At 37.8% G+C, this 12978-nt stretch carries 10 protein-coding genes; 5 read left to right on the top strand and 5 right to left on the bottom strand.

Features of this window, described 5'->3' with window-relative positions:
* Positions 1–404: 404 nt before the first annotated feature.
* Positions 405–1262, bottom strand: coding sequence for a tetratricopeptide repeat protein (locus tag I6F65_RS14635; RefSeq protein ID WP_166112186.1), 858 nt, complete (start codon positions 1260–1262; stop codon positions 405–407).
* A 111-nt stretch (positions 1263–1373) separates the two neighbouring features.
* On the opposite strand from I6F65_RS14635, the gene I6F65_RS14630 reads away from it, so the two are divergent.
* Entirely contained in the window at positions 1374–2681 is a 1308-nt protein-coding gene (locus tag I6F65_RS14630) for a M20 family metallopeptidase (RefSeq protein ID WP_197113567.1), read from the top strand.
* Between the two features lie 246 nt (positions 2682–2927).
* Here I6F65_RS14630 and I6F65_RS14625 read toward each other — a convergent pair whose 3' ends face one another.
* The 4 genes from I6F65_RS14625 to pomA all read right to left on the bottom strand — a co-directional run bounded on the left by I6F65_RS14625 (position 2928) and on the right by pomA (position 7260).
* Complete coding sequence (locus I6F65_RS14625; RefSeq protein WP_197113566.1) at positions 2928–4868, bottom strand: DNA topoisomerase III; 1941 nt, start codon at positions 4866–4868, stop codon at positions 2928–2930.
* A 42-nt stretch (positions 4869–4910) separates the two neighbouring features.
* On the bottom strand, positions 4911–5426 hold the full coding sequence (locus I6F65_RS14620) for a hypothetical protein (RefSeq protein WP_024612235.1): 516 nt from the start codon (positions 5424–5426) through the stop codon (positions 4911–4913).
* Positions 5427–5569: 143 nt separating this feature from the next.
* Positions 5570–6490 (bottom strand): flagellar motor protein MotB, encoded by a 921-nt coding sequence (locus I6F65_RS14615; protein ID WP_166112177.1) that lies wholly within the window; start codon positions 6488–6490, stop codon positions 5570–5572.
* 2 nt (positions 6491–6492) lie between these two features.
* Positions 6493–7260, bottom strand: a complete 768-nt coding sequence (pomA, locus tag I6F65_RS14610; RefSeq protein WP_024612233.1) for a flagellar motor protein PomA — start codon at positions 7258–7260, stop codon at positions 6493–6495.
* A 309-nt stretch (positions 7261–7569) separates the two neighbouring features.
* On the opposite strand from pomA, the gene I6F65_RS14605 reads away from it, so the two are divergent.
* The 4 genes from I6F65_RS14605 (at position 7570) to I6F65_RS14590 (ending at position 12972) form a co-directional block, all read left to right on the top strand.
* Positions 7570–7812, top strand: coding sequence for an exodeoxyribonuclease VII small subunit (locus I6F65_RS14605; protein WP_024612232.1), 243 nt, complete (start codon positions 7570–7572; stop codon positions 7810–7812).
* A gap of 3 nt (positions 7813–7815) precedes the next feature.
* Positions 7816–8703 (top strand): (2E,6E)-farnesyl diphosphate synthase, encoded by an 888-nt coding sequence (gene ispA / locus I6F65_RS14600; RefSeq protein WP_024612231.1) that lies wholly within the window; start codon positions 7816–7818, stop codon positions 8701–8703.
* A 112-nt stretch (positions 8704–8815) separates the two neighbouring features.
* A complete protein-coding gene (dxs, locus tag I6F65_RS14595) occupies positions 8816–10678 on the top strand; it encodes a 1-deoxy-D-xylulose-5-phosphate synthase (RefSeq protein WP_166112171.1) in 1863 nt (620 codons plus the stop codon).
* Positions 10679–10899: 221 nt separating this feature from the next.
* A complete protein-coding gene (locus I6F65_RS14590) occupies positions 10900–12972 on the top strand; it encodes a YncE family protein (protein WP_197113563.1) in 2073 nt (690 codons plus the stop codon).
* Positions 12973–12978: the final 6 nt, after the last annotated feature.

The following is a 12978-nucleotide window of genomic DNA, read 5'->3' as shown; positions in this document are numbered from 1 at the left end:
TTAAAGAACGTTTTGAGTCGCTTTAGCGCCTCAAGGGATGCGAATAATACACCCTTTATTTTTTGAGTCAACACTTAGTTTCAAACTTTCTTTTTAGAAGATTCAAAACAGAAGTTTTATTTAACTCTCTGAGTAGTTCGCTCCTCGCTAGGCGTTGGCGTTTCCCGTCTCAGTGGGGTCGCATTATAGGGAGCGGCGAATTTTACGCAAGCGTTATTTGCATAAAATAGTAATTAAAATTAAGCCCAAAGCAAGCACACACGATAAGCACAAGTTACCCACAAAAACCTGTTGATAACTATCCATTTTACATAGTAAAGCGATGCTGAAGCTTTTAATTAAAGGCTTAAAAATGCAAAAAGCACCTTATGTAGGTGCTTCTTAAAAGTAATAGGTATAAAAATCTAATATAAAATACTATATAACTTGCGACGATACTTAGCAGCAAGCACGTCTCCATCAGGTAAAGAGGCAATAATCGCTAAAAAGCCTGATTTTGCCTCACTAAAATTAAGATCTTTTTGAAGTATTGTAAAGAGTACGTCCAACGCATCCTCTTTTCTTCCTGCTTCATTAAGTAATGCACTTAACTCTTCTTTTAACGCTAAGTCATTTGGATACTTTTCTACTTGCTGTTGCTTTTCTTTAATCTCTGGCGAATCCTTCGCTTCGAGCGCAGCTTCGCATTTTGCTTTTATATTATTAAAGTAAGCATCTTGCTCTTGTACATCGATTGTATTTATAAGCGCTTGCGCTTCATCTACTTTATGAATTTGGATACATATATCTGCAAGTACTAATTTGATACGCGCGTTATTATTGTCGATTTCATAAGCTTTCTTTGCATAATTAAATGCCGCATTTAAATCTGACTTCAATAGAGCTTGTTTTGCTTGCTCTAATAATAAGTCCTGTTGTGCAGGTAGATGTTTCCCTAGGGCTTCTCGTATTTGTGCTTCAGTTTGAACACCAGCAAGTAAATCGACTGGTGCAGAGTCTTTTAATAATACAAGTGTAGGTAATGTTTGTAGCCCTACTTGTTGTGCAAGTTGAGAAGCTAGGGCTTGTTCTGCATCACAATCTAGGTTTGCCACTACTATATAGCTTGCATATTCAGCTGCTACTTTATCTAAAATTGCAGCCTGTCCTATGCAATCAGGACTTTGTGGTGAGAAAAAGTTAAGCAACACTAATTTTTGTTGTGATGTTTCACCGAGTACTTGCTGAAGATTTTGTGCGTTAATACTAACTATGTTGCTCATTTAATTGATTGCCATATTCATCTATTTAGGTTTTTATATGGTGGTAAACATAATAATTACAAGTCATATACCTAAATCACTCGGTATAGATATCAATCAATGAGGCGAAACATGAAACTAACTTACTTAAGCGCAGCGCTCTTAATAGCAAGTCCATTTATACAAGCAAAGCCACTAGATTTAGATTTAAGCTCAAGCATGCCAGCTATAGAAAAATTTTACCTCGATTTACATCAATCACCAGAGCTTTCAAACCACGAACAAAATACAGGTAAAAAAATAACCTCTCAATTATCAAAACTTGGTTTTGAAGTAACAAATAATGTAGGTGGTTTTGGCGTTGTTGGTATTTATAAAAATGGTGATGGTCCAACAGTAATGATACGTACTGATACAGACGGCTTACCTATTACAGAACAAACAGGCAAAACATATGCTTCAAAGGTAACTGTAACAGATGAGCATGGTGCAAAAGTAGGTGTAATGCATGGGTGCGGTCATGATATTCATATGAGTTCTTTTATAGGAACTGCTGAACAACTAATAACGCATAAAAATGAATGGCAAGGTACATTGATGATGGTTGCACAACCCGCAGAAGAAGTAGGTGCTGGTGCTAGAGCAATGTTAAGCGATGGTTTATTCAGTAAATATACTCAACCAGACCATATTATTGCACTGCATGTTAGTGCGAGCGTTCCTGCTGGTAAAGTATCAATGAAAAATGAATATACAATGGCAAGCGTCGACTCTGTAGACATTGCAATAAAAGGAAAAGGCGGGCATGGCGCTTATCCGCACACAACTATTGATCCTGTTGTAATTGCAGCTCGAACCGTTATGGCATTACAAACAATAACCAGTCGTGAACTTTCACCATTAGAACCATCTGTCGTTACCGTCGGTTCTATACACGGAGGTTCTAAACATAATGTGATTCCAGACGAAGTAAAACTTCAATTAACTTTACGCAGCTACAGCCCTGATGTACGTAACGCTCAAATTGCAGCAATAAGACGCATTACTGCAGGCATTGCCCAAAGTGCAGGATTAGATGAGGCTATGTATCCTGTTATATATGTAAAAGAAGAATCAACGCCCTCTACTTACAATAATCCTGAACAAACTAATATAGTCCGTAAAACTATTGCTGATGCAATTGGAGATGAAAATGTATTGGAAGCAAAAGCGGTAATGGCAGGTGAAGACTTTGGTGTATATGGTCGTACCGAGAAAAACATTCCAATTACGTTATTTTGGTTAGGCGGTGTTAATCAAGCACAATATGCAGATTCAATAAAAACAGGTGAAATACTCCCTTCCCTACACTCTAGTAAATTTGCACCTGATTATAAAGTTGCTATTCCAACCGGAATAAAAGCAATGAGTAACGCTGCTGTTGCTTTATTTAATAAGTAACCTGAATTCTGGATAATAAATCTATCTCAAGCAGCTATTTTCAGCGCTAACTACGTTGAATTTATTTGCAATAGGCCAGCTATTGACGCGTAAATTCGCCTTGTTTTCACTGAAAATCTCTGCCTAGAGAAAATAAATTTAAATATCATCATGATTCAATACGTTAGTAAATCTCTTAACCAGAGTTCAGGTTAAGTAATCCCAATTCAACATTAAGTAATATCGTTTAATAAAAAAGCTCTGTAGCTAACTAGCAACAGAGCTTTTTTTATAACTCGACTTTTTAAAGGTCGATTTTCCGCCTCGTTTAGCAAAGCGTTTTTTAGGTGAGGTTTTTGGTAGCTTAGCAAATGCATCACTATCGCAGTTTGCTGCTAGTTGTACAAAACCATTTAGGTCGGCAAGTAAAGGTTGTAAAAATTGCTGGTAACTCATTGCTTGCTGCGCAATATCACCTAGGCTCGATTCCCACTTTGCGGTTAAATCAGGACTCGCTAAACCTTGCGGTAATACGCTAATGAGTGCAAGCCCCGTTTCGGTTGCTCTAATTGACTTACCTTCACGCTTTAAAAAAAGTCGCTTAAATAGTAATTCAATTATACCTGCACGCGTTGCCTCAGTGCCTAAACCATCTGTGTCTTTTAATATTTTTTTTATTTGTGGATCTTTAACATAACGGCTAATGCCCGTCATCGCAGCAAGTAGTGTAGCATCAGTAAAATAAGCTGGGGGTGATGTATGCTTTTCGACTACTTCGCCTTTATCGCAAAAAAGAGACATACCTTTTGTTAAGGGAGGTAGCGTAGCTTCGTCTTTTAATTCAGACTTACCCATTAACACCTTAAAGCCCAAACTTACATCTTGCTTTGCATTTGCTTTAAATAAACCGCCAGCAATAGTTACCTCAGCTTTAGTTTCGTTATAAATATAGTCGGGATAAAACTGAATTAGGTAATGACGGCTTATTAATTGATATACCTTTGCTTCATCGCCGCTCAAACTCGCTGATTTTAACTGTTTCGCTGTTGGTACAATTGCATGATGCGCAGCTACTTTTGAATCGTTAAAACATTTGCTACGCTTTTTAGTATCAGCCCCGTTTACTAATTCAGAGCTTTGCCCACTATTAGCACTTATTGCTTTAAAAATAGCAGATGCATCTTGATGGTGATCTTTAGGTAAATAGCGGTTGTCTGAACGCGGATACGTTATTAATTTATGACGCTCGTAAAGTATTTGGCAAATATCTAACACCTTTTGAGCAGGCATACCAAATGCTTTAGCTGCATCTATTTGTAGTGCAGATAAGTTATATGGCAATGGTGCACTCTGCTTTTTTTGTTTTTGCTCAAGTGCCGTAAGCTCAGCACTTTGCTTTGTAATGCGTGAAGCAACATTTTCTGCTAATGCACTATTAAGTATCCGACCTTCTTCATCTTGATGTGGCTCACATGCTTTACTTGGCACCCATTTAGCTGTGAATGGTTGATTATCAGGAGTAAGTAAATGTGCCAGTACATCGTAAAAAGGCTTAGATACAAAGTTCGTAATTTCGTTATCTCTATTAACTACAAGACCTAAAATAGGGGTCTGTACTCGCCCTACCGAAAGTACATTACCAAACCCAGCTTTTTGCCCAGCTAGGGTATATGCACGCGTTAAATTTATACCAAATAACCAATCAGCACGAGAGCGCGCTAAAGCAGATACACTTAACGGAATAAAATCTCGATTAGAGCGCATAGCACTCAATGATTTTTTTACTGCCGATAGGTTTAAATCGCTAATGAGTAAACGTTGCGTACTCTGCTTTTTAGTCTGACTTATTTTAGCTTCTTCTATTACTTGATCGACAAGCAGCTGGCCTTCACGGTCTGGATCGCCAGCATGAACAAGTTGCGAAGCTTGTTTAATTAATTTTTTTAAAACAGTGAGCTGTTTACGTGTTTTAGTTTTGGCTTTTAACTTCCACTGTTCTGGTATTATGGGTAAGTGTTCAAACTGCCATTTTTTAAAACGCTCATCATAGTCATCGGGCTCGGCTTGCTCTAACAAGTGCCCAATACACCAAGAGACACAATCACCATTAGCGACTTCTATATAACCATCATGCTTTTTATGTGGTTTTGGTAGCGCATCAGCAATAGCGCGTCCAAGTGAAGGTTTTTCTGCAATGTAGAGTTTCATAGCTTGCTCACCACTGTTCATATAAACAGTAGTTTAGCACAGCTATTTTAAAGGAGGGACTTTTTTATAATTATTACTAGTTACTGCATTATTATTTTTAATTACTATATAAATTAGCGGAAGATAACACACCACTACGGTGGCCGTATTAATTAAAGGTAAAAGCGTTTTATACATTAGCGTGCTATAAGATAAATCCCAAAGGTGGCGATCAACAACGCGAAAAAGTTGTAAAATTGGTGCCATTATAACAACCAACTGACCTAACACACATTGCCATAAATAAACTTTGTCTTTTATCCCAAGGTAGGCAATTAAAGCCATCCAAGCAATGTCATTAAACGCCCAGACAAGATATCTATATATATAAATATCTTTATCAAACTCTCTTAAAGAATCGTATATAAGTGCACCAAATAAGAAAAATGCACCTGTGACACATACAAACCATAATGCTAAAAAATCTTTACGCAAATAGAAAATAAAAATAGCTGGGATTAAAAATAAAACCCAGCTAAGTTCAAGAAGTCCAATTACCTTATCAACCCATAAAGGCATTATTATTCTTTCGTCTTATCGTCATCTCCGCCAGTTCCGTTGCCTGGCATATCGCTATACTTATATTTTTTCTTCATGGGTATTCCATTACATTTGTTAATATTTATTATTTTATGTTAAAAAAACCGCTTTGCCAAGGTGTACTATCTTACATCAATTGGGGCTGACTCTTTTGCTTTACCTTGCAAAATAGAAATCTCGACACGACGATTTCTTCGACGATCTTCATCTGTATCATTTGGTACAAGTGGTCTTGTTTCAGCTCGACCAACAACCATCATGCGAGTTTTATCAAAGCCTTTCACTTTTTGTAGTTCACTTGCAACGGCTACTGCACGTTTTGATGATAAGTCCCAATTATTAATATATAGCTCGTTAGATACCTGAAAATCATCAGTATGCCCAGATACAGTTATTTCACCGGGTACATCTTTTAATAAAACGCCAATATCTTGAATAATTGGTTTAAACTTGGGTTGTAAAAACGCACTTCCTGAAGGAAACGAACCGTTTTCTCTAATACGGATAATTATTTGCTGCCCTAGCGATTCAAGTTCTATAGCACCATCAATAATTTGCTTTTCAAGCTGTTGTGCTATTTTTTTAACAAGCTCATTTGTTTGCTCTTGATCAGCAGATGCCGTTGCTTGTTCAGATGATTGCTCTTGAGATGTACTACGAGATTCACCACCACGTTTGTCACCACGCTGTTCTTGTCTTCCTCCGGCAGAGCTTTCATCACCGGCTTGAAATTCTAGCATTTGCTGAGTCATTTCTACTGTTTGCTGTTGAATAGTTTCTATTGGGGTGGGTTCTGGTTTCCCTGGTGTAAATTCCATTGCAATAACAGAGGTACCTTTAGGGATGTCTTTTACTTCTATTTTATTTTGTACACCAAAAGCAAACTTCATTGAGCCTGCTATTTGTTTAAATTTAAGTACATCCATCTCAGAAAACGCAAGCAAGAGTACAAAAAAGCACATTAGTAGCGACATCAAATCAGCAAACGTCCCCATCCACGCAGGTAGCCCTGGAGGTGGACATTTACACTCTTGCTCAGACATGGTTACTCCTCGGTATCTACTTTACGTTTTGATTCAGCTAGGTAGTTTTTCAAAATACCTTCAATTACTTTTGGATTTTGACCATCTTGAATACCTAGCACTGCATCTAAAATCAAACGCTGATTCATTGCCTCTTCATCTTTACGAAGCTCTAATTTAACTTGAATAGGGATAGCAACTACGTTTGCTAAAAATGCACCATATAAAGTTGTTAATAATGCTACTGCCATTGAAGGCCCTATTGATTTTGGATCGTCCATGTTTGATAACATAGCAACCAAACCTATCAAGGTACCAATCATTCCCATTGCAGGTGCAATATCGGCCATCGCTTTAAATAAGCCGGCACCCATTTCGTGACGGGTGGAAGTTAAAGTAATATCTTTTTGTAAAGTAGCTCTCACTACATCGGCATCGTGACCATCAACTAACATGTCGACACCTTTTCGCATAAACTGATTTGGTATTTCAGCTTCTTCAAGGGCTAAAAAACCGCCTTTTCGTGCAGAATCTGCAAGCTCAATTGCTTTATCAATTAGCTCTTCAGGTGATTCTATTTTAAACATGAAAGCTTTAGCGGCTACTTTACCTATCCCAAAAAACTGTCCCATGGTGTAATTTGATAAAACTATGAATATAGATCCACCAAATACAATTACCACCGAAGGGGTATTGTAAAACATAGCCATTTCGCCACTACTACTCATAAACATCGACATGACAATTAAGCCAATTGCGCCAAGGATCCCTATAATGGTTGCTAAATCCACATTTCCTCCAAAGGTTTCATGCTGTAAGGCCTTATCATAAACTTTTATTATTAACTACTTATCGGCAACATATTGAATTGCTTAAGCCATTTGTGTAAAGAAACATAAAAAGAGCATTAAAGTATTAGTTTAATTAAAGGTACATTATTAATTACTTTAACTACAGCAATAGACCGCTATTAAGTCTTTATTAATGCACATAAAGGTAACATTTAATGCTAATAGACGAAAAAAACATATCATCCTTTGACCTAGTTTAGCATTCCCCCTAAAATTGGCTTCTAAATTTATCATGTAAGCTGAAATAATATGGCGACTAAAAAACCTGAAAACTTAAGTTTCGAACAAGCACTAGAAGAATTATCAACAATTGTTAGTGACATGGAACAAGGTGATTTATCGCTTGATCAGTCGTTAAAGCAATTTGAACGCGGAATTGCTTTGGCTAATGCTTCATCAGGTAAATTACAGCAAGCAGAACAAAAAGTATCAATTTTAATGGGAAGCGGCGAAAAGTCAGCACTTGCAAACTTTGACAACGATGTGGAATAAACGGTGAGCATTAAAGAACAAATAGAACATGCTCAAACTGATGTAGCTAATACGCTCAATCTTTATTTTGAACAACCGCTCGATAGTGAAAAAAAAATAAAAGAAGCTACACATTATAGCTTGTTCAATGGTGGGAAAAGACTGCGTCCATTTTTGGTTTACGCTACAGGTAAAATGCTCGGTGCAGAGAAAAGTGATTTAGATGTACTTGCCGCAGCAATTGAATGTATTCATAGCTACTCTTTAGTACATGATGATTTACCAGCTATGGATGATGATGATTTACGCCGAGGTAGACCAACATGTCATATAGTTTATGGCGAAGCTGAAGCTATTTTAGCTGGAGATGCGCTGCAAACATTAGCGTTTGAGCTAATCTCAAATCATAATTTTAAATGTAGCTCAAAAACACAAGTAAAAATGATAGCAAAACTTGCACATGCCTCTGGTTTAGAGGGTATGGTTGCCGGTCAAGGTTTAGATATTGCTGCAACCGACAAAGTGATTACAGTACAGCAACTTGAGCGTATTCATAAACTAAAAACGGGTGCATTAATTAATTGTGCAATTACCTTAGGTGCAATGTGTTCTCCAAATGTTAGCGAACAAACTTTAGATAACTTATCTGTTTTTGGGTATGCTATAGGGCTGGCCTTTCAAGTCCACGACGATATTTTGGATGTTGAGGGCGATACTGTTACTTTAGGTAAGCCGCAAGGGTCAGATATTGCAGCCAATAAAGCGACATACCCCGCTTTATTGGGTATGCTTGGCGCTAAAGAAAAGGCGCAAAATTTAATACAACAAGCCCATGAAGCGTTAGCAAATATTGATGCTGACACAACACTTCTGGCGTCACTAGCAAATTACTTAATTGAGCGTGATCATTAAGCACCGCTTAAAAAGTATTGCACTTAGCACTGACATAATTACTGAACATTAATTGAATTTATACCGTATTTGTATAAGTTAATTGATGTTAGCGAAGGATATATAAAAAACCATGACACTTGATAGTAGCAAGTATCCATTACTTAATTTGGTTGACGAACCAGCCCAGTTACGCGATATAGCGCAAGATAAACTCCCAGAGTTTAGCAATGAGTTACGTGACTATTTACTCAACTCAGTATCGCAAAGTAGCGGTCATTTAGCGTCTGGTTTAGGTACGGTTGAACTTACCGTTGCCCTACATTATGTGTATAACACGCCCGATGACAGGTTAGTATGGGATGTGGGTCATCAAGCTTACCCGCATAAAATACTGACTGGTCGACGCGATTTAATGCACACGATTCGTCAAAAAGATGGCTTACACCCATTTCCATTTCGTGAAGAAAGTAAATACGACACGTTTAGCGTAGGTCATTCAAGTACGTCTATTTCAGCAGCGCTGGGAATGTCTATTGCCGCGCAAAAAGAGGGTAAAGGACGAAAAACCGTTGCAATTATAGGCGACGGTGCCATTACTGCTGGTATGGCATTTGAGGCAATGAACCACTCTGGTGATGTAAAATCAGACATGCTTATTATTTTAAATGATAACGAAATGTCGATTTCTGAAAATGTGGGTGCATTAACAAATCATTTTGCACGTATTTTATCAGGTAGCTTTTATACTAACATTCGTGAAGGCAGTAAAAAGCTACTCTCTGGTGTACCTCCTGTAAAACAACTTGCTAGTAAAATGGAAGAACATATAAAAGGAATGATGATTCCAGGGACATTTTTTGAAGAACTTGGTCTAAATTATATTGGCCCTATTGATGGTCACGATGTAAACATGTTGGTAGATACATTGCGCAATATGCGTAATTTAAAAGGACCACAGTTACTACATATAAAAACCCAAAAAGGTAAAGGATACAAACCCGCAGAAGCCGATCCTATTGGTTATCATGGCGTGCCAAAGTTTGATCCAAATATTTCGAGTCTTCCTAAATCAAAACCAAGTGCAGCTACCTTCTCTAAGGTATTTGGCGATTGGTTATGTGATATGGCTGAACAAGATAATAAATTAATGGCGATAACACCTGCGATGCGTGAAGGTTCTGGCATGGTGCGCTTTTCTAAAGAGTTTCCAGAGCAATATTTTGATGTGGCAATAGCAGAGCAGCATGCTGTTACTTTAGCCGCAGGTTTTGCCTGTGAAGGTTTAAAGCCTGTTGTAGCTATTTACTCAAGCTTTTTACAACGCGCATACGATCAACTAATTCATGATGTAGCACTACAAAACTTACCTGTATTATTTGCAATTGACCGTGCAGGTATTGTTGGGGCCGATGGTGAGACTCATCAAGGTGCTTATGATTTAAGTTTTATGCGCTGTATTCCAAACATGGTAATTATGGCACCAAGCGACACAAATGAATGCCGTCATATGCTTTATACTGGTTATCAAGCAAATTGCCCTGTTGCAGTACGCTACCCTCGAGGAAGTGCTGGTACAGAAGATATTCAAGCTAATATGCAATTACTCGAAATTGGTAAAGCGAATGTAATAAAGCAAGGTAGTAAAATTGCAATTTTATCATTTGGTACTTTACTTGAAAATGCCCAACTTGCAGCAAATGAGTTAGATGCAACTCTTGTTAATATGCGTTTTATTAAACCACTTGATACTGCACTTTTAAACGAATTAGCGACTAGTCATGATGTAATAGTTACACTTGAAGATAATGCAATTGCTGGCGGTGCAGGCTCTGCGGTTAACGAATACTTAGCAACGCAAAAAGCCAGTATTAATATACTTAATTTAGGTATTCCTGATGAGTTTATTAAGCACGGCACACAAGATGAAATGCATGATGAAATGGGATTAGGCGAACAAGGCATACTGCTTGCTATTCAACGTTTTTTAAAATAACCCTTCCTCTAAAATATTCATTAAAATAAAAGGAGCTTTATAGCTCCTTTTTTAATTCCTTTTTTTTGCATCCAATTTTTAATTTCAATCGTTATTAGATTGAGGTTAACGCATGAACACAAAGAAATACTAATTTTTACATTGGTATCAGGCTTAGCTATTTATTTTTAAGTCATCAACTTTACTGTTCATTTTAAATGGAATATTAAAAGGTAAAAATAATGAATAAAACTAATCAAAATATTACTGATCAAACAAACAAAAAACTTAGCTTTTCGGCTCTAACGCTCGCAGTGCTTATCGGCATTACAGGATGTAGCAGTGACGATGGTGAAATCACTAATACAGACTCTGATGACACAAATGGAACCCCTAATTTTTCAGAGGCTCAATTTGTGCTTGCAAATAATGGTTCTGATAATGCTGGTACAGCCGATCTAATTGACCAAAATTCAGTAAAATTAAAAACCTTTAACACAACAGCTAACGAAGGCGTTGCTTTCGATGCATTAGGTAACTTAATACAAGCAAGTGATATTTCAAGCGGTAGTATAAAAACAGTTTGCCAACTTGCTAACCGCGTAGATGAAGATAGCTTTAATAGTAACCGAGACCGTGAAATAACAGGTTCATCCACTACATTAGCAAACCCAAAAGGGATTGCGGTTTCTGACAAACTTGGTCTTATTTTTATTGCCGACTTTGGTGCTATGCAGGTCACTGTTTTCGGTGCAACTTCAGCGGGAAATTCAGCCCCTCTTGCCAATACAATAACAAATGCAGCTCCTTGGGATGTTGATTACGATGAGGTAAACGATAGACTTTACGTTGCACTAACTAACGGCGATGTTGCGGTATACGACAACTATGTTAATGGTGGCTTTGTGGCCATGCCAAATAGAACAATTACACCTAGCGATAATAACGGTGCGCAAGTTTCAGTAAATATTCACGGTATTGTTTTTGACTCAAATACTAACAAGCTTATTTTATCTGATGTAGGCAGTGCAACAGATGCTACTGATGGCTCTTTGTTTGTAATAGACAATGCTTCATCGGCTGATGGAGCAGTAAGCGTTGCACGCTCTATTGCAGGTCCAACAACTATGTTAGGAAACCCAGTAGACATTAGTTTAGAGGGTACTGATTTAAGAGTGGCCGAAAAATCGAATGATGCAATCCTCATTTTCAGTAATATTTTTGCAGGTGAAAGCGGCGATATTACTCCCGACTTAGTGACCTCCACTATAAAGCCTGAATCGATTACTAAAGTAGGTATGCAAAATGAAATGGCTGATATTTCAGATAGCGATACCCTAAACATGTCACTACTGGGTGTTGCTGTAAGTAGTAACCCAGCAACTAATAGCGAAACAACGGGTCAAATTAGCCGCTTAAGCCCAGAACTAACAACAACACTAGGCAGCTACAATGCGAGCCAAACAATTGAGAGTGTTACGTTTGATAAAGCAGGTAATAGCTATACAACATTTGATAACAGCACAACATCTACCGGCGGGATTATTATTTCAAATAAGGTAGCAATAAATAGAGATGGGCAAACATATAGCGCTAGCCAAGATAGTATTATTAGCGGTGCAAATACAGGTCTTATATCACCTAAAGGACTTGATGTTGCATCTGATAGTGGCATGGTTTTAGTTGCTGAAAACAATGCAGACACGCCTAGCATCTCAATATTCTCTACCTGTACTACTGGTGATGCAAACCCATTAATGACGCTTACTTTTGCAAACAATGCCCGCCCTTGGGATGTAGATTATGATGCAACAACTGATCGTGCCTTTGTTGCTTTAACAAACGGAACTGTGGCTGTATTTGATGAAGTTAAAAGTAAACTAATGGCTGGTACGACTAATATTGCCATAGAAGACAGATTAATCACTCCTGCAAATACAGGTACCGCAGTAGAGGCTCCAAGTAATATACACGGCATTGACTACGATTCAGTAAGTGGGTCACTAATACTCTCAGATGTTGGCAGCGCCACTGTTGCAGACGACGGTAAAATATACGTGCTAAACAATGTAGCGACAGCATCTGGGTTAGTGAATATAAGCACGACTATTAGCGGTCCAAATACACTTTTAGGTAACCCTGTTGATATTATGTATAGCGGAACAGATTTATACGTAGCTGAAAAGTCGAATAATGTGGTTATGCGTTTTAATAATATATTAAGCAGTGCAGGCGGCAATATTAGTGCCGATGAAAGCGCTGCATTTGCAGCACCAGAGTCGGTTGCAATTTTACCAGATTGGCTTAATAAATAAAGTTAG

The organism is Pseudoalteromonas sp. SWXJZ94C (assembly GCF_015864385.1).
Lineage (GTDB): Bacteria > Pseudomonadota > Gammaproteobacteria > Enterobacterales > Alteromonadaceae > Pseudoalteromonas.
Note: the sequence above shows the minus strand (reverse complement) of the source record. Positions and strands in the feature narration are given on the sequence as shown.